Genomic DNA, 25,832 nt, shown 5'->3' on the forward strand with positions numbered 1-25,832 from the left:
TTTACAGAAAAACGCCGACCTCGATGGGTCGGCGTTTGCGTTTTCAGGCAATTTATTTTGCCGCCACCATGCGCGCAGATGTGATGGACCGCAATTCAGGATCCGGCCGCTGATACGATTTTTGAGCCGGATGCCGCCGGTGAAGGCTTCTGCAGTGCCAGCGATTCCGGATTCCAGCCGCCGCCAAGCGCCTTGAACGTCGAGATGGCCGCACGTGCAGATTCCGTCTGCGCCTGAGCCCTCGTGTCCGACGCCTGCAGCACAGTCTCGTCGGCGTGCAATACATCAATCAGACTCGCGGCGCCGCCACGGTAAGCGGCCATCGAGGAATCCCTTGCCCTCGACAGGGACGATTCGGCGTGTAACAGGGTAGCGGTCTGTGCCTCGCGGTTCACGAGTGACGAGAGGGAATCTTCAACATCCTCTGTGGCACGAAGTACGGCCAGGCGATAGGCTGCGAGCGCTTCTGCATCTGCTCCTTTGGCCTCGTTGACCTGCGCGTTGATGCGGCCAAAGTCAAACAGTCGCCAGCGCAATCCCATGAGGCCGGCAGCCTGCGTGGCGCCGCCGGTAAAGAGTGTCCCCGCCGAAACAGCAGTAGCGCTTCCCAGCATCGCGCTGAGCGAGAATTTTGGATAATACTCACTGATTGCTGCGCCTATCTGCGCATTGGTGGAGGCCAGATGACGCTCGGCCGCAATCAGATCGGGACGTCGTTGCAGCAGGTCCGCTGGCGTCCCCATATCTGAAATGGATGGCACAGACGGAATGGAGGCAGCACTGGCCAACTCCGTCCGATGCGTGCCCGGCGGCGAGCCGAGCATGACATCGAGCGCATTCAAAGCTGCATCCAGGCCTGCATTCAGGACTGGAATCGTCGCTTTAACCTGGTCGAGTTCACCCTGCGCCTGTTGGACCTGATAGTCGGCCGCGATTCCTTTCGCGTACAGCAGCTTCACATTGGCGACCAGGTCTTCCTGTGTTTTCACCTGATGACTGGCAATGTCAAGCCTGGACTGGATGCCCCTGATCGTGACGTAGACGTCGGCCGTCTGGGCTGCGACGGCAAGTCTGGTAGCGACGGCTGCCGCCCGGGTGGCTGAATAGTCCGCGAGCGCAGCTTCACGTTGCCGACGCAGTCCGCCAAATATGTCGATTTCCCAGCCGGCTTCGAGGTTGGTTTGATACTCGCTGCCCCAGCGCGGGTAATTCGGCGTCGCATTGAGCAACTGGCCTACCGGCGTATCGACCGACTGGTAAGCTCTGGCTGCCGAGCCAGTAACCGTCGCCGAGGGGAGAAGCGCCGCGTCCGCCGCGCCCAGACGTGCACGAGCCTGATCGATACGCGCGACTGCCTGAGCAAGGTCCAGGTTCTCTGAAAGAGCCAATGAGACGTAGCGTGTCAGAAGGGGATCGTTGAACTGCTCCCACCAGGCGGACAGGTCCGCCGCAGGGACAGCGGCATCAGCATGGGTGGCCGGCTGCGACATATAGGTGGCCGGCAGTGGGGCAGTCGGCTTGCGGTAGTCTGGACCTACCGTGCAGGCTGAAAGGACTGCGGCGGAGAGCAGGAGAAGGGGGCGGAAATGTGAAGGCATGATCGACTCTGAAGTAGTAGCATTGTGACCAATATACAATACGGTCACTGGTTGTCAATCACCTTCTTGGAGGCTAAGCTTTCGATATGAACAAGCCCATCCCATCCCAACAGCCGTCCCGTGGCCCCACGGAACATGAGGTTCGCGCCCAGATTGTCGACGCGGCGACGGACTACTTCAGCCGCTACGGTTATGAGAAGACAACGGTTTCAGACCTTGCGAAGGCAATCGGCTTCTCGAAAGCCTATATCTATAAGTTCTTCGATTCGAAGCAGGCCATCGGCGAGGTGATCTGTGCGAACCGGCTTGCAGCCATCATCGCTGCAGTGAATGAAGCCGTCGCCGAACCGTACGGTGCGACTGAGAAATTTCGCCGTATGTTCAAGACGTTGCTGACTGCCGGCAGCGAACTCTTTTTCGCGGATCGCAAGCTCTACGATATCGCTGCGGTTGCCGCGGCCGCACCGTGGCCATCGGTTGGAGGCTATGAGACACGAATACAGGATCTTTTGACGCAGATCGTGCTTCAGGGGCGTGAATCCGGTGAATTTGAGCGCAAGACTCCTCTGGACGAGACTGTGCACGCGATCTTTCTGGTGATGAAGCCGTACACCAACCCGCTGCTGCTGCAATACAACCTGGATTCTGCGGAAGACGCGACGGTGCGGCTTTCAAATCTTGTGCTCAGAAGTTTGGCGCCGTGATATTTTTATATGTGACCATTGACTGATTTGGTCACTCGCATCAGAATGAGGACACTTACTCGTCGCAAGGAGAGTCCTCATGTTTTGGCGCCGTTATTTCGTATTCACACTCAGCCTGACGTCGATCGCCCTTGCGGCGTGTGGCGACAGGCATGTCTCTGATCCGCGTACCGAAGCTCCGCTGGTACGTGCGAGCGTTGTCCACTACGCCCCGGGGGCCAGCCGCTCATTCACGGGGGTCGTGGGCGCCCGCGTTCAAAGTGACCTGGGTTTCCGGGTTCAGGGGAAAGTCGTCGAACGTCTGGTTGACGCCGGGCAGACGGTCAAGCGCGGCCAGCCTTTGATGCGCATCGATCCGGTCGATCTCGGGTTGCAGGCCCGTTCGGAGCAGAAGCTGGTGGACGCCGCACAGGCTCGCGCCACGCAGACCGCTGACGATGAGGCCCGGTACCGCGACCTCGTGGCCGCGGGCGCTGTATCGGCGTCGACGTATGAGCAGCTCAAAGCGGCCGCCGATTCTGCGAAAGCCCAGCTCATTGCTGCCAAGGCACAGGCTGACCTTGCGAATAACGCATCGGGTTATGCCGTACTGGTCGCCGATTCCGACGGCGTGATCGTCGAGACCCTGGCTGAGCCGGGCCATGTCGTGAGCGCCGGCCAGGTTGTCGTGCGTCTGGCGCACGCGGGCCCCCGTGAAGCCATCGTTCAACTGCCGGAAACGCTTCGTCCCGCACCCGGTTCGACTGCACAAGCAACGCTTTACGGCAACAACGGTAACGGTAGCGCTGCGACTCTGCGGCAGCTCTCGGATTCCGCCGACCAACTGACGCGTACCTATGAGGCTAGATACGTACTCGGTGGTGCGCTTGCCGGCGCGCCGCTCGGTGCTACGGTGACGATCAACCTTCCCGCTGATGCCACGCAAACCGAACGCGCCATGGAAGTCCCGAGCGGCGCGTTATTCGATCCCGGCACGGGCGTTGGCGTGTGGACGATCGAGGGAGCGCCGGCCCATGCGTCGTGGCATAAGGTCCATGTCGCAAGCTTGAGCGATGACACGGCAAGGGTCACCGGTGACCTTCACGAGGGTGATCGCGTGATCGCTCTCGGGGCCCAGCTGATCCACGACGGCGAAAAGGTGCGCCTCATCGATGACGGACTGGCGACGGCATCGCTCACCCGCGAAGGAGAGCAGCAATGAGCGGGTTCAATCTGTCAGCGCTTGCCGTCCGCGAGCGCTCTGTCACGCTCTTTCTGATCATCCTGATCTCTGTTGCGGGTGTCGTCGCTTTTTTCAAGCTCGGACGGGCGGAGGATCCCCCTTTTACAGTCAAGACCATGACGGTCATCACGGCATGGCCGGGCGCAACTGCGCAGGAGATGCAGGACCAGGTGGCCGAACCGCTTGAGAAGCGCATGCAGGAGCTGCACTGGTACGACCGGACGGAAACCTACACGCGCCCGGGTCTGGCATTCACGACGGTGACCTTGCTGGACAGTACCCCGCCGGCCGAGGTCCCGGAAGAGTTCTACCAGGCGCGCAAGAAACTCTCCGACGAAGCGAACAATCTGCCACGAGGCGTGATCGGGCCACTCGTGAACGACGAGTACTCGGACGTCACCTTTGCCTTGTTTGCGCTGAAGGCGAAAGGGCAGCCCGAACGGTTGCTCGTCCGGGACGCGGAAGATCTGCGCCAGCGCCTCCTGCACGTCGCGGGCGTGAAGAAGGTCAACATCATCGGCGAGCAGGCTGAACGTATCTATGTCTCGTTTTCACACGATCGGCTGGCGACGCTTGGCGTGACCCCGCAGGACATCTTCGCGGCGCTGAACAGCCAGAACGTCCTGACACCGGCCGGTTCGATCGATACCGCCGGAGCGCAGGTTTTCATCCGCATCGAGGGCGCTTTCGACAAGTTGCAGAAGATCCGGGACACGCCCATCGTGGTCCAGGGACGCACGCTCAAGCTTGCCGACGTGGCCACCGTCGAGCGAGGCTATGAGGATCCGGCCACCTTCCAGATCCGCAACAATGGCGAGCCGGCCTTGCTCCTCGGGGTCGTCATGCGCGACGGCTGGAACGGACTGAATCTGGGGCAGGCGCTCGACAAGGAAGTGGCTGCCATCAACGGCGGGCTGCCGGTGGGCATGACTTTGTCGAAAGTGACCGACCAGGCCGTCAACATCCATTCCGCGGTCGATGAGTTCATGATCAAGTTCTTCGTCGCGCTGCTCGTCGTTATGGTGGTCAGCTTCGCAAGCATGGGATGGCGCGTCGGCATCGTGGTGTCCGCGGCCGTGCCACTGACGCTCGCGGGCGTATTCATCGTGATGGCTGCAAGCGGGAAGAACTTCGACCGTATCACGCTGGGCTCACTGATCCTTGCGTTAGGCCTGCTCGTCGACGATGCCATTATCGCGATTGAGATGATGGTCGTGAAGATGGAGGAGGGATATAGCCGCGTGCAGGCGTCCGCGTATGCATGGAGCCATACAGCGGCCCCCATGCTCTCGGGCACCCTGGTCACGGCGGTGGGTTTCATGCCCAATGGCTTTGCCCGCTCGACGGCCGGCGAGTACACCAGCAACATGTTCTGGATTGTTGGTATTGCGCTGGTCACATCGTGGATCGTTGCTGTCGTCTTCACGCCGTACCTCGGCGTCAAGTTATTGCCCGAGATCCCAAAAATCGAAGGGGGTCACGAGGCGATTTATAACACCCCGAATTACCAGCGTTTTCGCCGAATCCTGATACGTGTGGTCCAGCGCAAGTGGCTCGTCGCGGGGATCGTGCTGGCGTCCTTCATGGTGGCTGTGCTGGGAATGAGCGTAGTGAAGCAGCAGTTCTTCCCGACCTCCGATCGCCCCGAAGTGCTGGTCGAGGTCCAGATGCCCTATGGCACCTCCATTGAGCAAACCACTGCTGCCACGACCAGAGTTGAGGCCTGGCTTGCGAAGCAGTCCGACGCAAAAATTGTGACGTCATACATCGGGCAGGGCGCGCCCCGCTTCTATCTGGCGATGTCTCCGGAGCTTCCGGATCCGTCCTTTGCAAAGATTGTGATACGCACCGATGACGAGAAGGAGCGGGAGGCCCTGAAGTTCCGTTTGCGCAAGGCCGTGGCCGAAGGGTTGGTGCCTGGCGCACAGGTACGCGTTACGCAACTGGTGTTCGGCCCTTATTCTCCGTATCCGGTCGCTTTCCGCGTAATGGGCCCTGATGCCAACACCCTGCGAGTTATCGCCGCGCAGGTCGAGGGCGTCATGAGCGCCAGTCCCATGATGCAAACCGTGAATACCGACTGGGGTCCGCGCGTTCCGACGCTTCACTTCACGCTGGATCAGGATCGACTTGCGGCTGTCGGATTGACTTCCAGTGCCGTCGGCCAGCAGTTGCAGTTCCTGCTGACAGGAATACCGATCACCGATGTGCGCGAAGATATTCGCTCTGTCGAGGTGGTCGCGAGATCGGCCGGCGATATCCGGCTCGATCCGGATCGGATCAATGGGTTCACGCTCGTCGGTGCGGCGGGTCAACGCGTGCCGTTGTCCCAGATAGGGAAGGTCGATATCCGCATGGAAGATCCGATTTTGCGACGTCGCGATCGCACGCCGACCATCACGGTACGTGGCGACATTGCTGAGGGACTGCAGCCGCCGGATGTGTCGACTGCGATACTGGCGAAGCTGCAGCCGATTATTGCGAAGCTGCCGGATGGTTACCGGATCGAGGAAGCCGGTTCGATAGAAGAATCGGGCAAGGCGACGAGGGCGCTCGTGCCGCTGTTTCCGATCATGATAGCGCTCACGTTGCTGATCATCATCTTCCAGACACGGTCGATCGCCGCGACCATCATGGTGTTTGCGACCAGCCCGCTCGGCTTGATCGGCGTGGTTCCCACATTGCTCCTGTTCAATCAGCCGTTCGGAATCAATGCACTGGTGGGACTGATCGCGCTTTCGGGCATATTGATGCGCAATACGCTGATCCTCATCGGACAGATCGAGCATAACACCCGGGAGGGGATGTCGCCGTTCCATGCGGTGGTGGAGGCGACGATCCAGCGGTCCCGGCCAGTCATTCTGACCGCGCTCGCCGCGATGCTCGCTTTCATCCCACTCACCCATTCCGTGTTCTGGGGCACACTAGCCTACACGCTGATTGGGGGGACGTTCGCGGGCACGATCATGACTCTGGTGTTCCTCCCCGCGATGTACTCCATCTGGTTCAAGATCAGGCCTGATACATCGGAAGCCGGCGTCGTCCTTGAGTTGAGCGAAAGTACCGATTCGTAGACATCGTTGCCGTCGAGCGTGGATGTTTCCGGGTGTTCACCATACGATCCGCAGGCGCAAGACTTGCCCCTTCAGGACAACTACGGCGTGCGTCAATCGAGTGTGGCCGCGCTCAAACCGTACGATATCGATCGTCGAGGCCACAGCCCGGCAACAGCGGGCTGTGGCGCAAGACATTCAGCGTCGGACGGACAAGCGTTACGCGTCAGATGGATGGAGGTGTCTTGACGGGCAAGCCAGAGCTCGGATCGAGGTAGAGCTTGCTCTCCCGGTGCTCATCGTGGCGGCGGTTGAAATCGAACATATCCGTGATGCTGCCCGCCGTCGCGTCGAACGAGCCGCCTCCGATACGCTTGCCGTCAAGCCAGTTGTCTTCGATGAAACGCACTACTGACGACTGATCGATCAGCGTATGGTCGACGTAGTTCTGTTTCGCCCATGGCGAAATCACAACAAACGGAATGCGGGTGCCGGGACCGCAGCGGCCGTTCACCGGTTTGCCCTTCAAACCGTCGGGTCCAGTGCCTGAGCCGCAAATACCTGGGCTAGTCAACTGATCCGCCACCGGGTCGAACGAGGCGCTCGTCGTCAGTGCAAAGGCGTGGTCGTACCAGCCGTCGGAGTCATCCCATGCCACGATCACGGCCGTGTCACGCCAATCCGGCTGCTGTTGCAGGAAGTTGACAACCTTCGTCACGAACGCCTGCTCATCGAGCGGATCCGAGTACCCGGCGTGACCGTCCTGATAGGCAGGCGCCTTCAGGAAGCTCACCGCAGGGAAATTGCCGGCTTGAACAGCGCTATAGAAATCGTCGATATCGTACTGGTGATTCGCGGGATCGACGGTCGAGCGATGTGCCTCGTAGGTATGCCCGATGGCCGACACCGAACTGGGGCGCAAATGCTTGGGGTTTGACGTCGACGCGTAGTACTGGAACCAGTTGTGGTGCGGAATGTAGTCGGCCGTGGCGGCGCCGACCACTTGCGAGGTCGTGCTGCGTTTGCAGCCTGTCGTTCCGTTGCCGTTCGTGGTCGACAGATTGAAGCCGCCCATGAACCCGCCCCACGTAATGTTGCGCGCGTTGAGCAGGTCGCCGATGTTCTTGCCGGTCATCTGCGCGGTATCGGTGGTGCTCGAGCATAGATCGTAGGCAGGATCGACGTCGTTGATCATCGTGAATCCGCCTTGGCCGTCGTTGACGTAGTACGAGCCGGCCGTCGAGGGTTGTTTCGACGTCAAGACGACTTTCATGCCGTTGGTCTGTCCTGAGACCACTTCGAGCGCACCTGGCGTCGACGGACCATATGTCGCTGTATAGGCGTTATCGCTCATCGCGAAGTTCTGCGCATAGTTCCAGAGCGCCGTGACCGTATTGCCGTCGTAGTAACCCATCACCTGGCCGGCCGTGCCGAACGCACCGGCGCCGCCCGTGGTGCCGTTACCCGTGTATTTCGGAAAGAGGTCCGCACGGCCGTTGTCGTAGGCCTGCTGCTCGGCCGTGTACGCATGGTTCTGGTCGGCCGTGGCCGCCTGCGTGCGATCGAGACGGAACGGATTGGCCGCGCCCGTGCCATTGGCGGAGTTCGTAAAGTTCGGGTTGGCCGTCAACAACGTGCCCGATAAGCCGTTTACCTCTGGCGTGCCGGCTTGCGCTGCAAACGCAGGTTCTCCCGGCGGATTTGCCGCATGGGGGTAGGTCGCGAAATAGTGATCGAACGATACGTTCTCCCCATAGATCACGACCAGATGCTTGATGGGGGTGGCTGTGTGGACTTCGTCACGCCGGGAGCCATGCTGGTCCCCGTCGTGGTCTTCGCTGGCGCTCCATGCAGCCGTCGTCGCAAGCGCGACAGCCGTGAGCGAGATAAAGGCAATCCGACGCCAAAGCATTGTGTGGCTCCCAGTAGAGTTACCCAAAGATAATCGCGCCGCCGGGATGGCTTATCTAACCTGCTTCACAACGCTGATTTAATCCGACAATAGAGAGCCTCGCGGCGATTGCAGTCCAGCAGGCGCCAATCATTCAATCACGTACGCATGAATGATTGGCGTCAGGAAGCTTTCATCTTGTTTCGATTCGCGATCTGCGTATCGGGGCGTCAACTCGATCGTGGGTGGGAAGACCGGTTGAAGGAGTGTTGGCAATGCCTGTCATGTTTCAGGCGGGAATTGCCGCGGAAAGGGCCGCCCGGGACATTGACCGGACGATGGTCCCCTTCAGGTCGACAGCAGGCGGAGTGATAGTGGATGCAGGCATAGCCCCGAAACTTCGACTGATCTCTCAAGAGCCGGAGCCTTCACCAAACCAGGGGTGGCTCAGTATCTAGGCGCGTTCGCGGCTCCAGACAAGCGGCTGACGCGCGCGCGGCGAGATGCGAATCCGGCACGCGCAGGTCAAGCACGCCGTCACCCGAAGGCGTTGGCTCAATGAGCGAAGTAGATTGAGTGAGTGCCTGCGGCGGTCGTCGGGGCACCCGCCTGCGAGGAGCCGCTCGACGTCCCACCGAATGACGCGTTACCCTGCGTCGTCGTGTCCTGAGATGCGAGACGCGCCTCCGCGGCTTGAATACCCGCGGGATAGTGCACATCCTTGACGTTCGGGCGATAACCCGCCTGTTCAACTCGCACCAGGTCGGCTCGTACTTCAGCACGCGTCACGGGTGCGGTAGTGCTCTGTGCAAAAGAAAGCGCGGGAGCGGCCAGTGCGCTCACAACCAGCGCTGCATAGACTAGGGTTTTCATGATGAATTGCCTCTTGAACTGTGGTCGGCGTCACTCACTATGAATGAAGCCTTGGGACTCATCGCCAACGTTAGGAGATGAATTGCCTTTATTCTGTGCGGAGGGCGCTTGCGCAATGTTGACGCCCGCATTACGTTTTCGTTATCTTCGCGCCGTTGAGGATTGCAATGCGTTTCGAGAGCGCGCCGTGCATCGGTAACCATCGTGCGGTCGTACACCGCCCAAAATTACCGAACGCCTGACCGATAGAGATCGGCAACGCGCCTGCTTGAGGCATCGTCACGGTCCAGTTGAAAAATCGCTCAACTCGCGTCGCGCACCGCCGTTAACTCAGACGACATCCCAGACCAATTCGACGCGTCACGTCGCACGCTTCACGACGCGCGGGCTCAAATCGTCAGGGTTCGGACTGCAAGTTTGCCAGGGTTGGCAACACCGCACTATGGACGCCTCTGCTGCACGGCGTGCGAACGAATAAGCATCCCTCATGTTTTCCAAAGGACTCTGTAACGTATTCGTCGCGGTCATGCTGAGCGCAGCCGCTGCGTCCGTTTGCGAAGCGCAATACACCACCGGCTGGATAGCCAACACGCATGGCACGGCCACAACCCGGGTGGGCAATGTGGCCCGCTCAATGTGGGTGGCACCGGAAGGGGTGATCTATACCGCATCGATGTGGGACGAGGGCGAAGGCGGCATCGCGATCTATCAGAACGGACAGAACATCGGTTCGATCGGGGCGCATGCCGAGTTTCAGGGTGGCGCGATCACCGGTAACTCGACCTCGCTGTTCGCTGCGCTGCAGTTCAACGCCACATATGGAAGCGGCAAGGTTGGCCGATACAACCGGACAAGCCGCACGCGTGACCTGCTCATCACGGTCAGCGCCACGACCACCGAACGTCTCGCGGATGTGATCACCGGACTCGCGACGTCTGGCTCGCTCCTTTACGCAAGCGATTTCCCAGGCAACCGCGTGCGCGTATTCACGACGTCGGGTGTCTGGCTGCGCGATATCAGCGTGGAAGGACCGGGCGCGCTTGCGGTAGACGCCGGCGGAAACATCTGGGTCGCGCAACAGAGCATGGGCGCTGTGATCCAGTTCAGCCCGACCGGCGAACGCGAAAACACCATCCAGTTGCCGGTCAAAGCGCAGCCTTCTTCTCTTTATTTTGACTCTCTCAGCGCGCAGTTATGGATCGGCGACGAGGGGCCGGATATGAACATCAAGATTTATGATGTGTCCGGTGCACCCTATGCTGCCGGTACGTTTGGTGTTCAAGGCGGCTTCCTCAACACGGTCACCGGCATCAAGGGGCAAGTGGGTGACAGGCGCTTTACGCGCGTCACCGGCATCGGCAGGGATTCCGCGCGCAACCTTTATGTGCTCAACAACCCGTGGGGCGGGTCGTGGGACCTCGGCCGAAACGGCGGCACCGACATTCACGCGTACGACGGCACCGGGGTACTGCGTTGGCAACTGCAATCGGTGAACTTTGAAGGCAACGCGGCACCGGACCCGGCCACCGACGGAGCGATCTTCTACGGTGGCATGAATATCTATTCGGGCACCCTGGGCGGCACCTTCATCGCGAACACGATCGATCCGATCACCTACCCGAGCGATCCGCGCATCAATCTCGCCGACCACGAACGCGGCGAACATTTCGCCCAGCTCGCCAGCGTGGGCGGACACCGGATACTCGTCGCTGCGAGCCAGAATCCCGATACCTTCTACTTTTTCCACTTCAGTCCGGCGAGTGGGTACATTGCGATTCCCGATAGCACGTTGCCGGGTACGTCGTTCGGTACAGCGGCGAAAGTCCGCAATGGTTTCTGTCTGGATAGCAAGGGCGATATCTGGGTGGGTCTCGACAAAACCAACGTCATTACTCACTATCCGCTGACCGGCTTCGATGCAAACGGCAAACCGATGTGGGGCGCCGCGATCACGATGCCGATCCCGAGCACGATCTCGCAACTGACGCGGATCATCTACCTTCCTGAGAGCGACACGATGATTCTCTCGCAAGGGGCAACCGGAAGCACAGACTGGACCGCGGTCGGATCGCGTGTCGAGGTGTATCACGGCTGGCGGGCGGGCAACCGAAGCGCGCCCAATCCGGTGATCAATATCGCCGGCGCAAATCCCAAATCGATCGTGGCCGCGGGCAACTATCTGTTTGTGGGCTATGTCCATACCGTGCCGAATATCGACGCATTCAACCTCACGACGGGAAAACTCGACACCACGTTCGTCAATAGCAATCCAAACGCAGTCGACGTGGGCAACGACGAGGACTCCATGTACGGACTTCGGGCGTATCGGCGCTCGACTGGCCAATATGAAATAACGAAGGACAACTACAACGACTCGAGCATTGTGGTGTATCGCTGGACGCCACCTGTACCGACTGGGACCGGGGCGAGTGCGACGAAGACGACGGTGGTGTCGCCCTTCAGCGTGAATTGAGGGTGTGCATGAGTCGCCGTGATTCGGCAGAGTTCGGCCAGCTACGGTCGCTCGACCGTGCTTTCACATAGCAGATCAATGCAATGGATCGAGAAATGGTGTGTCTGGGTCACTGGCATAAAACACAACAACGCGGAGCGAATCGCTATTGCTGCGGTTATAACCGGTCATCTTCACATGCGGTGGCTCTACCATCGCCTGACCTTGCGTCACGGTGACTGGCACCATGCCTTCCATCTCCAGCGTGAAGGCACCCTCGAGCACATAGACCGTCACCGGAAACCTGTGTGTATGAAAGACGGTTTTATCGCCGGGTTTGAAAGTCGCTGTCAGGACGCGTAGTTCCTGCTTTTCGCCTCTCGGCATGCCATCTACAATTTGCTGAAGCAGTATTTGAGGCTTGACGGCTCCCGGCTCCTGTGCGGCACAAGGTAGGCAAAAGCCCACGACGATGGCTGCTAAAGCCAGACTGGCGATCGTTTTCACAATGTGTGCTCCATTCGAGGGCCTTGCCTGGGGATTCCGAAGTATCTGGCTGATCGCCACGAGGCTGCGAGACGCGTTCTTGATGCTAAGCGAGCGCGCGCCGCATTAGCTTTCTATTTCTGTGACTTATGTGCGTGAGGGCACACTATCGGTAAGTGTGCGGTGGGAAGTGCCCAGCCGCTTAACGCTATTTGAGAGACTGCACCCGTTCAAGGTTGCATGCCAGTGAGGGAGCAAATGACCGTTGTGCAGCCTGTTCCTGCCGATCGGGAGGCCTGCGTCCACCGTCGCTTGAGGATCGAGTCCGGGCAAAGTCTTCACCTGCGTGCTCTCGTTCATTTCCCAACGGCGTGGTACCCCGCCGATTGTCGCGGTGGCCAAAAGGCGTCGCACCCGCCGCGGTGTAGTATTCCAGCGTGGCTAAATTATCGATTGGGCTCGGACGCGAGCACGTTCTCCGCACCTGTTTGAGTCTCGCCAGGAGACAGAAACAAGCCTGACGACAGCTCCGACGAAACGTCGAGCGGCGGTGTACGTGACAGCGGCGTCGATGGGGAATTCCTCATGTCAAATGAGTGGAAGCGCCGCGTGAGGCTGTTTGTTCAGCGTTTCTGGCAACCTGCCAGCGCATGCATGACCTGCATGCCGGGGAGCTGGGGCAACGTCGTGAGCCTTGTGCACTGGACGATCGCGCTGCGGACAGGACTGTTCACCGGACTTCTGGCTGTACTCCTGACCTTTACGCCGGCTTCGAAACTCTACGGGAATCGATATGGTAATGCGCTGATCCTCGGGTGTCTGACAACGTTGGGTGACGCTTACTCACACAAGAGTCACTACCGCATCCCCGTGATCGAGCACGTCGCGACGGGTGTTGTTTCGGGTTTGTTCGCGCTGGCCGCCTCGTATCTCCTTGAAGACCGCGCGCGGCGTGTTCGGGCCGCATGGGCACGCGTTTTCCGGTAGCCGTTCCGTTTACTGTCTGAGCCGTTCTGGTCGCGCACAAATTAGGCAGCACGCGGCCAGTTTCAGCCGGTCGACATGGTGGTCTAAATCGTTGAAAATGGCCTGCACCGACCGTCGATCGATGGGGCAGTCGATCACAGCGCGGTTTTACTCCGACTCAGACCGCGTCAACAGGCTGTTGCGTCATGCCAGCGTATCCGGCCAGTAGTCTGGGCACGGTATATCTTCTCAATCGCCCCCCAATACAGGCCTGTGTTCGCGCCTAACATGGTCTCTGGCGGACGTTCAAAATCAATCGAAAACGCTACGACAAGCACACCTACGACACATGTTTCAGGAAGTCCCTCAAGCGTTGCGTAGGCGGGTTGTCGATGAGTCCCGCCGGTTCGCCATCTTCCGCAATGCCGCCGTTGTCCATAAACAGCAAGCGTGTGCCCACCCGCTTGGCGAAGCCAATCTCGTGCGTGACAACGATCATCGTCATGCCTTCCATCGCGAGGTCTTGCATGACCTTGAGAACTTCGTGACGAAGCTCGGGATCGAGCGCGGACGTCGGCTCGTCGAACAGCATCAGCTTGGGTTTGATCGCCAGCGCACGGGCGATGGCCACACGCTGCTGTTGTCCGCCGGATAACTCCGATGGATAGTGATTGGCGCGCGATTCGAGACCGACTTTGTCGAGCAACGCCATCGCCTGATCACGCGCTTCGGCGCGCGTTGCGCTGCGTACCTCGATGGGACCGAACATGACGTTTTCGAGCGCGGTCATCTGCGGAAACAGATTGAACTGTTGAAACACCATGCCGGCTTCGAGGCGAATGCTGCGTATGTCGGACGCGCTACCTTTGACGCTCACACCATCGACAAGCAACTCGCCGCCGCTAATCTTTTCGAGCGCGTTGATGCAACGGAGCAGGGTGGATTTGCCCGAGCCCGAAGGCCCGACGATCACCACCACCTCGCCGTTCTCGATACGAAGATCGATGTTCTTAAGCACGGGCACGTGGCCGAAGCTCTTCGAGACACTTTGGAATTCGACCATGCTCATAGTATGCGCATCCTTCGTTCAACGAGACGCAACGACAGTGTCATCACGCCGGTGAGAACCAGATAAATCACTGCGACGGCAGACCAGATTTCAACCGCGCGGAAATTCCCGGCAATGATCTCCTGGCCCTGGCGCGTCAGTTCTCCCACCCCGATGACGATGAACAGTGACGTATCTTTCAGACTCACGATGCACTGATTGCCCAGTGGCGGAATCAGCCGACGGAACGCCAGCGGTCCGACGATTTTCAGCAGCACGCGCGGCATCGACAATCCCATGGCGAGGCCGGCTTCCATCAAGCCCTTCGGAATGGACAGCAACGCACCGCGCACGACTTCGGCAAGGTAGGCACCCGAGTTCACGGTGATCGCGATGATGGCGGCGGTGAGCCCGTCGATCTTGATGTGCGCGAGCAGCGGCAGCGCGAAGTAAAGAAACATCACCTGAACCACAATCGGCGTGCCGCGAATGAGTTCAATGTAAACCTGCGCTATGACGTTAAACGCGAGTGGGCCGTACGCGCGGAACATGCCGGCTATGACGCCGACGACGAACCCGCCGATCAGTCCCACGAACGCAATGAACACTGTCAATTTCACGCCGGCCATCAAGTCTGGAAGCGCAGTCCAGATAACTGACCAATCGAATTCCACACACCGCTCCTGGTTGAGTCGTCTCTCGCGCAACGGGCCTCGCTGCGCGTCCTGCTAATGACGATTACGACTTGGGCGGCTCCGCACCGAACCACTTCTTGTACAACGTCGCGTAGCGGCCGTCGGCCTTCATCTTGGCCAGCTCTGCGTTGACCTTGGCGACCAGCGGACTTCCCTTCGGAAAACCGATGCCGTATTTGTCGCCGCTGACCGGCGTGCCGGCGACCTGCACCTTGCCTTTGCCGGCGGTGCTGACGAAATAGAGCACATTCGGCGTGTCATGCATGGCGGCATCCACCCGGCCTGCTTCCAGCGCGAGATAGGCCTGGTCGATGTTCGGGAACTGCTGGATTTCCTTGGGCTTCAGATGCGCCTTGATCCAGTCGATGGTGGCCGTGCCGGTTTTGGCCGCAATGACTTTGCCGTTCAGGTCGTCGATGGATTTGATGCTGGTGTTCCCGGTTTGCACCATCGCGGCGAGCCCGCTGTCGTAGTACGGATCGGAGAAATCGATCGCCTTCTTGCGTTCTTCCTTGATCGTCATGCCCGAGAGCGCGACGTCGATGTTCTGCGTTTGCAGGGCAGGGATCAGCCCACTGAAATCCATCGGCTGAATCTTGTATTTCCAGCCCTGATCTTTGGCGATTTCCGCCCATAGATCGAGGTCGAAGCCGACATACTTGTCGCCTTGCTTGAATTCGAAGGGCATGAACGAGGTGTCGGTGCCGACAACGAGTTCTTTGGTGTCGGCGTGGGCGACGGTTGTGCCGAGCATGGCGACAGCAACCATAGACATGAGGAAGGAGCGACGTCCCATAATTTCTCCGCGGTGGTGGGCAATGCCCCTGACAGAGTCAAGGGACGGCTGACGGGCACCGGGCGGCGTCGCAACATGCGATGCTCAACCCTTATGCATGACAACAAGTGTTGTCATGGCGGATAATACGACACCAAAATGTTTGGCAACAGAAATTTTTGTTGCGGAAAACCATAGGGTGACAACAGGCGTTTCTTTGTGGGTCAATTGAAAACCGGTACCAGATTGCCTTGTTGAACCTGGTACACCGTGACGACTCCGTTGCGGTTATCGCCTTGCGGGTTGAAACGAATCGTGCCAATTACGCCGGTATAGTTGCTGGTTTCCAGCGCATGCAGATAGACATGCGGATCGACTGAATTCGCGCGACGCATCGCATCGGCGAGCAGCATCATCGCGTCGTAGCCATAAGGCGCAAACACAACCACCTTGCCGTAGCGCGGTTCGAATCGCTGTTCGAAGTCCGCATAGCGCGGCATCTTCGAGTGTGGCTCGCCGGCCTGGGTGCAGTACTGTCCTTCATTCGATCCCGACGAGAGTTTCGTCCACTCGCCGGTGCAAACGCCGTCGCCGCCGATGAACACGGCCGGTATCCCCAGCGCTTTCATCTGTTTGACCATCGGACCGGCTTGCGCATCGGCGCCGCCGTACACAATGACGCCGGCGCGATCGCCTTTTACCTTCGTCAGGATGCCCTGAAAGGCGACGGCGGTGTCAGTCGTGTAGTCGCGCGAAACGTGTGTGATTCCTCGTGCGCGCAAGGTTTTCTCGACCTGGTCCATCAAGCCCTGGCCATACGCGCCACGGTCGTCGATCAACACAATGTTTTTGCCGCCCGCTAGCTTCGCGGCCAGTGTCGCAAGCGAGACGCCTTGCTGGTCGTCCGTGGCCATCAGACGGAACGTCGTCTTGAAGCCTTGCGCTGTGTAAGCAGGATTGGTCGCGACGGGCGCAATCTGCGGCACGCCTGCCTGCGCGTAGACTTTTGCGGCCACGATAGTCGGGCCGGAATTCAGATGGCCGATCACACCAGCTACGCCGTCATCCACGAGACGTTGAGCGACCAGCACCGCCTGACGTGGATCGCCCTGATCGTCTTCGGCGACCAGTTCGAAACGGATGGACTTGCCGCCGATCGCGACTGGCTTGCTGTTCAGTTCGTCGATCGCGAGTTGCGCACCGGACTCGACGTCCTTCCCCATATGTGCGACGGGTCCTGTCAGCGGCGCGGCGAGTCCGATCTTGACGACGGTTTGCGCGTGCGCGCCGAGCGCGATGACCGCGAGCCATGAAACACACCACTTCCGATATGCCATGCCAGCCTCTCTCTCAGAGTTAACGATCTTTTGCGACGACTTCCTTTACGAACAGGCGTCGATCGAACATTGATTCAGGCCGCTACCGCTTCAGCACGATAACGTTGCCCAGCAGGATGGTGGCGGCGCCGGCGATGATCCAGGCGGTCGGCGTCAGCCCTTCGAACAGCGTGGAGAGGGTCAACGCGATCACGGGCACGAGCGACAGCGAATACGCGGCGCGCCCCGGTCCGAGCCGTTGCACGAGTTCGAAATACAACATGAACGCGCCGCACGACGCTGCGACCGCGAGATACAGCAGGCTGCCGATATACCGCAATGACGGGTCGAAGGTGAATGCGGCGTGTGTCGCGAAGGCCCATGCGGCACAGAACAGCGCACCGACCAGCGCACCCCATCCGAGAATGACCGAGGCGGCGATCCCGCGTCGCTGATTGCGCGCGCCGAGCACCGTGCCGGCCGCCGTCGCGATGGCGGCGACCATCGCCCATGCGAGTCCGGATGCATACTGCAGATCGAAGGCGCCATGTGGGCGGCCAGCGTGTCCGTCGTAAAGGGCGGTCAGTTGGGGCGCAAAAATTAGCGCGACGCCTACGACACCGATTGCAGCGCCGCCGAGCACGCGCCGCGTGACCGGAATGCCGAGGATGGCCCAGCCGAGCAGTGCCGCGAAGATCGACGAAGTCGACAGTAGCAATGCCGCGAGACCACTCGCGATGCGCTGGGTTGCCTCATAGAACGCGGTGAAAGCGAAGCCGAAAAACAGCACGCCCTGCGCGGCAACCCATAGTGCATCGGTGCGACGCACGTCGAGACGGAGGTGGTTGATCCGCGACCACGACAGCAGCAACAGGCCGGCCGCGGCCATCCGGTACGCAACGGATACCGGTGCAGGGACGATGCCGTTCTGGAACGCTGTCATCAGCGCGCCGCAACCCCACAGCAACGCGGTCAACGCGAACATGGCAATCGTCACGCGTCCTCCGGCGAGGTCTGCTCATCTTTGTCGGCGGCGTCGAATAGCAGTCGCTGCCAGCCGCTGTTCGCCATCCGCTCGCTTTCGCGCCCGATCGCCAGCAACGCGTCCCGCAATACGGCGCGTTGCGGATCGGTCAAGGTGGCGAGCATGCGTTTCTCGATCTCCAGCCCGACCGTTGCGATTTCGTCGAACGCCACGCGGCCGCGCGGCGTAGCCGTGACGCTTGCATAGCGACGGTCGTTTTCGGCGGCGTCGCGCTGTGCGAATCCCGTCTCGACGAGCTGAGCAATGCCTCGGCTGACGGACACGGCATCCATGCCGAGCACCACACAGATTTGCCGCGCGTTCGCGCCGGGCCGGTCAGCGATCGTGGCAAGAATGCGCCATGCGTTCTGACTGATGCCAAAGCGTGGCCCGTAGAACTCCCCTAGCAGACGGGCCGTGTGTTGAGCCGGCAGGAAGCACTGGTAGGGCAGCCATTCGTCGAGTCGCAACGAGGGACGTGAAGATGTCGATGGCGCTTTGTCAGCCGCATCGCGTAAGGACAATTGCTTGCGAGATATTTTCATTTTGAAATTATCGAAGCTAAAAAATGCGACCAACCGGTCGTTCAAATTTTCAAAGCAATTACTGAGCCATAAAACGCAACCGTAGTTTCAAGGGTTTGGCAACGGCATGACGCGTCATCCCACATGAGGCGCACTGTTTTGGATCTGCGCAGCACCGATTGAAAGCGGAGGTGAACGGGGAAGGTGCGGCCGCCATTGGTGATGGCATTCGTGGCCTGCTGCCTGCTTCCTGCATCGCTATGCTTTTTGTCATTTCGCGACGCATCGTGACGCCTGGGTTATACCCGCAAACACTACCTCGGGCCCTTAAGGACGTGCTAGAAATAGTCGATATCCCGTAAGCGCGAGTGATGGTCCGGTCCGGAGATTGGAGAATCCCACGCGGTCTGTCGCACGGAATTCCGAGGTGAAAGTATGGAAAGAAAAGTGCTCGTCGCGGTAGCCGCTGCGCTTATGTCTTCGGTGGGCGCGCTGCATCCCGAATCTGCCCGTGCCGCTGATGCGGCGACCTCGGCCTTCGACGACTCGACCATCGACTCATCGCTTGACCCCGGCGAAAAACGCGTCTCCTCCGATGCCGACATTCAGGCGCGCCTGGCAGACCTGCGTTATGCGTATTTCATCGGCTATAACGCGCGCGCCAGGGAAGACTCGAAATCCTATGCGACGTTGGGCGACGAGGTGAAGCATCGGCAAAAGCAATTTGCTGCGCCGGCCATGCCCGCCTCGCCGAAGCCGGTTGCCGAGCGGGTTGCACCCCCAAGGCGAGTTGTAGCGCAAGCCGCGCCGCCGAGGCATATAACCGCGCCGGTCACGTCGCCGAAACGGGATGCCGCTGCGCGAGCCACGCCGGTGAGGCAGGTCGTCGCGCAGGCCAGCCCTGTGCCGCTGAAGCACGTCCCCGCGCAAGTTGCGTCTGCGCCGCCGAGGCGGGTTTCTGCACCGGTCGCTCCGTTGAAGCAGGCTTCACTGCGGGTTACGCCGCCTAAGCAGGCTGAAACGCGGCCTGTGCCTCTGAAGCAGGTTTCTACTCGGACTACGTCGCCAAAGCTGTTTGCCACCGAGTCCGAACCTCCCATACTGATTCCGACGCAAGCCGTGACGGCATTGCCGCATGATGACGAAGCGCAGGTGACGCAGAGGCGCGATTTGCAGAACGCTCAGCGGGCGGTGCCGCAATATCGGCAGGCCGATGAGGAACCGCAATACGCGACGGAGCAGGGGACTCAAGCGGCTTACAATCGGCAAGCTCGGCAATATCAGAGTCAGCAGCCGCAGCAGTCCCAGCAGGCTCAGCAGCCTCAGCAATACGCAGCGGCGCCGGCTTATAACCAGACGTCGACAGAGTCTCAGGAGTCGGGTGGGTATACCCGGCGGGACTACGCGCCGCCGCCGTCTCGAACTGTTCAGGCTAGCCAATACGCGCCAGCTCCGTATCCGCCCGCGCGGTACCAACCGGTTGACGCGCAGTCCGCCTATGTCCCCCGGCCGCCCGCTCAAGCGGCGGCGCAGCAGGTCATCATAGTGGGCCGCCCGCCTGCCTATCCGGCCTATAACGAAATGTACACGCCGCCTGAACTGCGGCGGCCGTACCCCGCCGGTTACGGCAATCCGGCGCAGCCTGCCGGATATCAGGGATGGGAGTAGGCGCAGTCACTCGCATGGACCGTTGGGCGAGCTGACTCATGGATGCAACGGGCCGTGACGGGCGGCTTTCGTTAGAATGTGTTTGCGATCCTTATATTCGTCCAAAACCGGAGACAAACATGCCAGGCCTACTTCCCGATGTCGACCGCGAGGGACTGCTCGAATATTCAGTCGTTTACACCGACCGATCAATCAATCATATGTCGCAGCTCTTTCAAGGAGTCATGCGTGATATTTCCAGTTCTCTGAAGAAGGTCTACAACGCGAAGTCGGCCGTTGTCGTGCCGGGCAGCGGGACGTTCGGCATGGAAGCCGTTGCCCGACAGTTCGCGACGGGCAAGAAGTGTCTTGTCATCCGGAATGGCTGGTTCAGTTTCCGCTGGTCGCAGATTTTCGACATGGGCGGCATTCCGTCTGAATCGATCGTGCTGAAGGCGCGCCCGGTCGAACCAGGGAGACAGGCCGCCTATGCACCGCCACCGATCGAAGAGGTGGTCGCTGCGATCAGGGAACACAAGCCGGATCTGGTCTTTGCGCCGCATGTCGAAACCGCATCCGGGATCATGCTGCCGGACGATTATTTGCGCGCGGTGGCCGACGCTGTGCATGCCGTCGACGGCATGTTTGTACTGGATTGCATTGCCTCCGGCACGATCTGGGTCGACATGAAGGCGAGCGGCGTTGACGTTCTGATCAGTGCGCCGCAAAAGGGATGGAGCGCGTCACCGTGCTGCGGGCTGGTTATGCTTAGTCCGCTTGCCCGCGAAAGAATCGGCTCGACAACCAGTACCAGTTTCGCTTGTGACCTTCGCAAATGGCTGGAGATCATGGAAGCCTACGAGAACGGTGGGTTCGCGTACCACGCAACGATGCCCACGGACGGTCTCGCTACGCTGCGTGACGTTATGAAGGAGACCGAGGCATACGGCTTCGATAAGGTGAGGGTGGAGCAGCTTGAACTTGGCAAGCGCGTTCGCTCACTTCTTGTGGATAAGGGTTTTAGAAGTGTGGCGGCGGAGGGTTTTGAGGCGCCGGGGGTTGTTGTCAGCTACACGGATGATGATGGAATACGGTCCGGTAAGAAGTTTGCTGATGCTGGTTTGCAGATTGCGCCTGGCGTTCCACTTCAATGTGATGAGCCTGTAGATTTTAAGACCTTTCGGATAGGGTTATTTGGTTTGGATAAGCTGCATGATGTTGAGGGGGCGGTGGGGAGGCTTGCGAAGGGGCTGGGTAGTATTGTTTAGGGTGGTTTTTGTTTTTGTGGGGGAGGTGCGGATTGTTTGTTGTCGCAACTGCCTTGGTGGGGGTAAGCCGAGGTATGGCGGGTGGGCTATGCGCACTGTTCGGCTTTAGCTGACGTTCGTTGCTACCTGGTATTGCCGATGAATGTCCGGTTGCAGCCTGTTCCGCGTCAGGTAGCAACCGGCCAGGAACGGTCTCTTCGCGTCCTGTCTGCGAACGCCCGGTATCGGACCTTCTCCGATCCCAAGTTTCGCCCTGCAGTAAGGTAAGCTAGCGTTAGGATGCTAAGCGCCTTAATCGACGCCGTTGGTTGGGTCCTTTCTGTGAGCAACTTCGCTATATAAATGACTGAGATTTTTGATTTTGCTGATGGCGAAGTGATAGAGATGTGGACCACGCGCCGGCTTCCTTATATCGACCGGCAAACGACTGGCGAACGTGCCGCAGTCGAAAGATTGCGTCATTCTTTGAGGCTACTACCCGACGATCAATCGACGATACTATCGGCGCGTTATACCTCATCTCATGATGGATCTTTCGACGTCGAAAATGTATTGGCGTACAACGTTGGCATGTCGGCATTTCGAGGCGCGGCCCGACGTGGGATGATTTTTGAGCGGGTACGAGCGACACCGCCAGCCGCGCCTTCTGGATCACTGTACGATCACCACCACGCCTACAAACTTATCCCAGCCCCTCCTCGCCCGATCGATGGAACTACGATTACCTTTGATTTGCCGTCCATCTGTAATGTCGACAACGTATGGTGGGCGGTTACCAGTTCTCCGCCGATCACGTACGCGGCGATTACTGGCCGGTTTTCATTGCACGTAGAGGTTGGATTGACGGGCAGAGCGAGTTTACCGGGCACGCTGAAAAAGTTGCTCGACGGTATTGTCGCTGGGCTACAGGCTGATCCCGATCCAGACGCTGAGGCTGTGCGTTGTCTTTCGCAACGGATGTCGCTGTCCGGAAATTTGGTGGCTGGGCACCTTACTGCACCAGCGAATGCTGTATTAGGGCTGCGTCCGAGGCTGCTGTTTGCGCGTCGAAGCTCAGTGCAGTGGAATCCCGGTGATGACAAATGCGAATCAGTGACTGTCGTTGCTACAAACACGCCCGGAGCATGTACTGCCACGGTGACTGATCTTTCATAGGCGTGAGCGATCGCGAACGAGTCACAGCCTGCGAAGCATGAAGAGCGAGGCATTCTGCCGCTCGTGGCAATCGGGAAAATGGCCGATGATGAACGGACGGAGGTAATTCGTATCGCGCGCATTCGACCAATGGCTCAGGTTCGACCTGAGCCGGTCAACGGTGGCTTCTGTGCGGCCAATTTGACCCACTCCAGCGAATTTGTCGCACTCCGCTCTCAGATCAACGTGAAGTGGTCACCGAGGTCATGGACGATATTCATAAAGGCTTTCCAGTGCCTACCATCAGTATATTTGCGTTGTAACGTAGTCCGGACCGCGTCGAAAGATGTCTTCTTGAAATTTCTTTGGATTTGATGCGCAGGCCTTAAATGCAAACTCGCGGCGAGCCACTAGCTTCGAGGAGGGCTCATCGGGCGCGCCCTTGGGCTGATAAGCAATATAGGCGCCTTCGGCAAATCCAACGCAGCTCACAATAGCGATCTCTTGGCCACTCATGTTGGATATAAGCTTTGATTTCATCGCAGGCTTCGCTAGACAAAAATCGCTCATACCCTTCTCCGTTTGCTGTAGTTTTCCGACAGGGATTTTTTTCTTCGTAACGTACTGGGTGGTATCAATGACCGAAGTGATCATGCTCTGACAATACAGGTCAACAGACGTGCGTTCCTCCGCGCCCGCTGTTTGTGAGTTCAGAAAAAGTAACGTGATTTGCAATGCAATAAAAATTCCGAATTTCATCATTTTCCCTTTCGTATTTTCATCTGCTAGTTTCACATTTTCCCCTTTGATTCCTACGAAAGTGAAGTTGTTTCGATCGAACCAAGAGAAATCGTGTATCCGGCGAGTTCAAAGTCGATGCGCCTCGCTTAGCGACTAAATCATTCGTATTCTGATGTTACGGTGATGTGCCATTAGCAAAAGGACCATTAATGTTAGATCGAAGGAGTCGCAATCAACCAGCTTATGTCCGATAGCGGTCAATCATGGCGCTAGCTCGAAGGAATCAAATGGGTCGCGTGCTGCCGATCGCAAACTTGTGATGCCCACGCAGCATATGCTCATTGCATGTGGCGGCTTCCGACCAGTTTAAGACATTCGACAGCGCGGGCTATATTGTTGACAATATCACCGACATCCTCACATCCGTGCATCCGACTCAAAAGGAAAGTCAGGATGAGAATTAGATCGAATTGCCTGCTTTCTGGGAACCAAGAAGAAAGGTCGCTGGAGAATGGATCAAATCGACCCGTTATTTGAACAGATTCCCACCCAGCAACCCTTGCGAAATCAACCAATTTCAGCAGTAAGAAGGGTAAGGCAGATAGCCGCCGGCGGACTCGCTGGGCGATACATATAGCTTCACACAGGAGAAGAGAATGTTCAGAATGCTTCCGGCCATGCATCTGGAGCGACGGCTCGCGGTATGGTGGTCGTGTCTATGGCGACAACTGTTGTTTACCGTGCCGCTCTCGGTGCTCTGTCTAGGACTTGCCTTCATATGGGGATTCATGCATAGCCAATGGGTGTATCCATCGCTTGTGTCCATGCTGGAAGCGCTGGCTGTGGTCGGATCAATCGGCTTTCTAATCAGTTTGCCGTGTATTGGTTACTCGGTGCGTCGAGGGTTCATCGTGCAGAAATTGACTGCCCCCGACAGGCCGAGGTTCTGGCAGGCGGCTATGGTGGGACTCACAACATCGGGATGGACTATCTTTGCGTCTATACCGGCCAGTGTCGCTATATTCTGGCTCAGCAGCACAGGTAACGCCCTACTGGGCGAATTGGTGGGGCTCGCCGTTCAGGCGGTCGTGGGAATCTACATTGTTCTTCCGAGGCAAGCGCGCAGGTTGCGTCTACAGAGCGGTGCGAACTCTTGAGTATTCCTGTGAATGCTATTTTGCTGTTTTTCCACGGTGACAAGATGAAGGCTTATGCATCACCGCGGATGCCAGGATTCTCGAGATTGTCCAAATCCGGAGCGATCAAACCGTGAGCGTCCGTTCTGCTTCAACGGGCCGACCTTGTAGCTCGCTCGAAAGCGAGTGCCTGAGGTGCGCGTTCGGCGCCGAGCGGGAGGTCGATTCTTTCGTGGACCACTATATGATGCGCTATACCGGCAAGGAAGTACTGAAGCAGATCGGCGAGCTCCAGAAATCGCTCGCGACTGTGGGATGACAATGGTCAAAGGGTTTTCTCGGCTGCGTCCGAACTCTAATACCGGCTGCGGTGCAGGACATTAAAGGTCGTTGAACATGTTAGAACAGGCGGATCGTCCCGCTTTATTGCGCGGACGCATTGTGAATCTCGTGCGAACGAAAACGACACGCGATTTCATGCGTACCGAAAGCGAAAAAATTGCCACTAGTATCGGCACAGTCGCGCTGGGGCTTTCCGGCATGACCGCGCTCGCCGTAGGTGTATCCACCGCTGCAGGCAACAGTGCAGAGGAGGTCGACAAAGTCTCGTTCCAGATCGAGGGGGTGCGGGTCGAGGGTTGGCTATGGCGCTTCCCGTTTCGCGAAAGCGACGAAGTTGAAGTGGTGGTCGAGAAATCGAACGTCGGTGTGACCTGCTTTGCGGTGCGGCGGTTAGAAGATGAACTCGTAGCTGTTTATCCCCACTGCACGAGTGGACGCAAGGCCTATGTGAAGAAGTCCGTAAAAATCTGTACCGCACTGCTGGGCATCTGGATCTCGGTGATGGCCTGTCTATTTTTCATGAAGGCCCCCGAGCTGACCTTGCCTCAGAAATTTTATTTTCTCGGCGTGACGTCGGCTTTTCCTGCGCTCTTTCTGCTGTTTTTCGCGCTTTCTGCATATCGAAAAGACAAAGTGTTTATTGCGATTTCAGAGCGTATGTTCGAGACCTTCGGCTGGCACGATCCGGCTCGCATCGATTTGAAAAAGACGTCGAAGGGAAAGAAAAAGAAGAGCGATGGATCGGGGTATGGTTTGTGGATTTTTCGCTATTGAAAACGCCGGGTGCTGTTTCACGGGACAACGTGCGGAAGGACGATCGTCATGTCGTTCATGCTTCTGATTCCGTGAGCGTTCGAAGTTTGCAGGCGAACGACCTGACACCCCCGAATTCACGACAACCCGCCAACCGCCGCCGATACTCTCCGAACCCTTATCC

At 58.7% G+C, this 25,832-nt stretch carries 21 protein-coding genes; 10 read left to right on the forward strand and 11 right to left on the reverse strand.

Annotated elements, in window-relative coordinates; translation table 11 throughout:
• Positions 1 to 95 precede the first annotated feature (95 nt).
• Entirely contained in the window at positions 96 to 1,598 is a 1,503-nt protein-coding gene (locus ACOSV0_RS26925) for an efflux transporter outer membrane subunit (RefSeq protein ID WP_434115252.1), read from the reverse strand.
• 86 nt (positions 1,599 to 1,684) lie between these two features.
• On the opposite strand from ACOSV0_RS26925, the gene ACOSV0_RS26930 reads away from it, so the two are divergent.
• The 3 genes from ACOSV0_RS26930 to ACOSV0_RS26940 all read left to right on the forward strand — a co-directional run bounded on the left by ACOSV0_RS26930 (position 1,685) and on the right by ACOSV0_RS26940 (position 6,598).
• Entirely contained in the window at positions 1,685 to 2,302 is a 618-nt protein-coding gene (locus ACOSV0_RS26930; RefSeq protein ID WP_434115254.1) for a TetR/AcrR family transcriptional regulator, read from the forward strand.
• 79 nt (positions 2,303 to 2,381) lie between these two features.
• Entirely contained in the window at positions 2,382 to 3,503 is a 1,122-nt protein-coding gene (locus ACOSV0_RS26935) for an efflux RND transporter periplasmic adaptor subunit (protein WP_434115255.1), read from the forward strand.
• Positions 3,500 to 6,598 (forward strand): efflux RND transporter permease subunit, encoded by a 3,099-nt coding sequence (locus ACOSV0_RS26940; protein WP_434115257.1) that lies wholly within the window; start codon positions 3,500 to 3,502, stop codon positions 6,596 to 6,598. The genes ACOSV0_RS26935 and ACOSV0_RS26940 overlap by 4 nt, the downstream gene beginning before the upstream one ends.
• 205 nt (positions 6,599 to 6,803) lie before the next feature.
• On the opposite strand, the gene ACOSV0_RS26945 is transcribed toward ACOSV0_RS26940, so the two are convergent.
• A complete protein-coding gene (locus ACOSV0_RS26945; RefSeq protein WP_434115259.1) occupies positions 6,804 to 8,489 on the reverse strand; it encodes a phospholipase C in 1,686 nt (561 codons plus the stop codon).
• 534 nt (positions 8,490 to 9,023) lie between these two features.
• Complete coding sequence (locus tag ACOSV0_RS26950) at positions 9,024 to 9,341, reverse strand: DUF4148 domain-containing protein (RefSeq protein ID WP_434115261.1); 318 nt, start codon at positions 9,339 to 9,341, stop codon at positions 9,024 to 9,026.
• A gap of 487 nt (positions 9,342 to 9,828) precedes the next feature.
• Between ACOSV0_RS26950 and ACOSV0_RS26955 the strand changes: the two genes are divergently transcribed.
• Entirely contained in the window at positions 9,829 to 11,814 is a 1,986-nt protein-coding gene (locus ACOSV0_RS26955; protein WP_434115263.1) for an SMP-30/gluconolactonase/LRE family protein, read from the forward strand.
• 75 nt (positions 11,815 to 11,889) lie between these two features.
• Here ACOSV0_RS26955 and ACOSV0_RS26960 read toward each other — a convergent pair whose 3' ends face one another.
• Positions 11,890 to 12,300: a cupin domain-containing protein gene (locus ACOSV0_RS26960; RefSeq protein ID WP_434115265.1), complete on the reverse strand. Its 411-nt coding sequence runs from the start codon at positions 12,298 to 12,300 to the stop codon at positions 11,890 to 11,892.
• 564 nt (positions 12,301 to 12,864) lie between these two features.
• On the opposite strand from ACOSV0_RS26960, the gene ACOSV0_RS26965 reads away from it, so the two are divergent.
• Positions 12,865 to 13,266, forward strand: coding sequence for a hypothetical protein (locus tag ACOSV0_RS26965; RefSeq protein ID WP_434115267.1), 402 nt, complete (start codon positions 12,865 to 12,867; stop codon positions 13,264 to 13,266).
• A 319-nt stretch (positions 13,267 to 13,585) separates the two neighbouring features.
• On the opposite strand, the gene glnQ is transcribed toward ACOSV0_RS26965, so the two are convergent.
• The 6 genes from glnQ to ACOSV0_RS26995 form a co-directional block, all read right to left on the reverse strand.
• On the reverse strand, positions 13,586 to 14,314 hold the full coding sequence (gene glnQ / locus ACOSV0_RS26970; protein WP_434115269.1) for a glutamine ABC transporter ATP-binding protein GlnQ: 729 nt from the start codon (positions 14,312 to 14,314) through the stop codon (positions 13,586 to 13,588).
• Positions 14,311 to 14,967, reverse strand: a complete 657-nt coding sequence (glnP, locus tag ACOSV0_RS26975; RefSeq protein ID WP_434115271.1) for a glutamine ABC transporter permease GlnP — start codon at positions 14,965 to 14,967, stop codon at positions 14,311 to 14,313. The genes glnQ and glnP overlap by 4 nt, the downstream gene beginning before the upstream one ends.
• A gap of 64 nt (positions 14,968 to 15,031) precedes the next feature.
• The gene (gene glnH, locus ACOSV0_RS26980; RefSeq protein ID WP_434115273.1) at positions 15,032 to 15,784 is read right to left on the reverse strand and encodes a glutamine ABC transporter substrate-binding protein GlnH; all 753 of its coding nucleotides are present in this window, start codon (positions 15,782 to 15,784) and stop codon (positions 15,032 to 15,034) included.
• A gap of 203 nt (positions 15,785 to 15,987) precedes the next feature.
• Positions 15,988 to 17,100 carry a branched-chain amino acid ABC transporter substrate-binding protein gene (locus ACOSV0_RS26985; protein ID WP_434115275.1) on the reverse strand — a complete coding sequence of 371 codons (1,113 nt, stop codon included), beginning with the start codon at positions 17,098 to 17,100 and terminating at the stop codon, positions 15,988 to 15,990.
• Positions 17,101 to 17,182: 82 nt separating this feature from the next.
• Positions 17,183 to 18,076, reverse strand: coding sequence for a DMT family transporter (locus ACOSV0_RS26990; protein WP_434115277.1), 894 nt, complete (start codon positions 18,074 to 18,076; stop codon positions 17,183 to 17,185).
• Entirely contained in the window at positions 18,073 to 18,648 is a 576-nt protein-coding gene (locus ACOSV0_RS26995; protein WP_434115279.1) for a MarR family winged helix-turn-helix transcriptional regulator, read from the reverse strand. The genes ACOSV0_RS26990 and ACOSV0_RS26995 overlap by 4 nt, the downstream gene beginning before the upstream one ends.
• A 414-nt stretch (positions 18,649 to 19,062) precedes the next feature.
• On the opposite strand from ACOSV0_RS26995, the gene ACOSV0_RS27000 reads away from it, so the two are divergent.
• The 3 genes from ACOSV0_RS27000 to ACOSV0_RS27010 all read left to right on the forward strand — a co-directional run bounded on the left by ACOSV0_RS27000 (position 19,063) and on the right by ACOSV0_RS27010 (position 22,697).
• Entirely contained in the window at positions 19,063 to 20,295 is a 1,233-nt protein-coding gene (locus ACOSV0_RS27000) for a hypothetical protein (protein WP_434115281.1), read from the forward strand.
• 119 nt (positions 20,296 to 20,414) lie between these two features.
• The gene (locus ACOSV0_RS27005; protein ID WP_434115283.1) at positions 20,415 to 21,542 is read left to right on the forward strand and encodes an aminotransferase class V-fold PLP-dependent enzyme; all 1,128 of its coding nucleotides are present in this window, start codon (positions 20,415 to 20,417) and stop codon (positions 21,540 to 21,542) included.
• 342 nt (positions 21,543 to 21,884) lie between these two features.
• On the forward strand, positions 21,885 to 22,697 hold the full coding sequence (locus ACOSV0_RS27010) for a hypothetical protein (protein WP_434115285.1): 813 nt from the start codon (positions 21,885 to 21,887) through the stop codon (positions 22,695 to 22,697).
• Between the two features lie 282 nt (positions 22,698 to 22,979).
• Here ACOSV0_RS27010 and ACOSV0_RS27015 read toward each other — a convergent pair whose 3' ends face one another.
• The gene (locus ACOSV0_RS27015; protein WP_434115287.1) at positions 22,980 to 23,471 is read right to left on the reverse strand and encodes a hypothetical protein; all 492 of its coding nucleotides are present in this window, start codon (positions 23,469 to 23,471) and stop codon (positions 22,980 to 22,982) included.
• 1,215 nt (positions 23,472 to 24,686) lie between these two features.
• On the opposite strand from ACOSV0_RS27015, the gene ACOSV0_RS27020 reads away from it, so the two are divergent.
• Together ACOSV0_RS27020 and ACOSV0_RS27025 are read left to right on the forward strand one after the other, a co-directional pair.
• The gene (locus ACOSV0_RS27020) at positions 24,687 to 24,872 is read left to right on the forward strand and encodes a hypothetical protein (RefSeq protein WP_434115289.1); all 186 of its coding nucleotides are present in this window, start codon (positions 24,687 to 24,689) and stop codon (positions 24,870 to 24,872) included.
• A 77-nt stretch (positions 24,873 to 24,949) separates the two neighbouring features.
• Positions 24,950 to 25,669 (forward strand): putative type VI secretion system effector, encoded by a 720-nt coding sequence (locus ACOSV0_RS27025; protein ID WP_434115291.1) that lies wholly within the window; start codon positions 24,950 to 24,952, stop codon positions 25,667 to 25,669.
• Positions 25,670 to 25,832: the final 163 nt, after the last annotated feature.

It is taken from the genome of Paraburkholderia caffeinilytica, assembly GCF_051027425.1.
Lineage (GTDB): Bacteria > Pseudomonadota > Gammaproteobacteria > Burkholderiales > Burkholderiaceae > Paraburkholderia > Paraburkholderia caffeinilytica_A.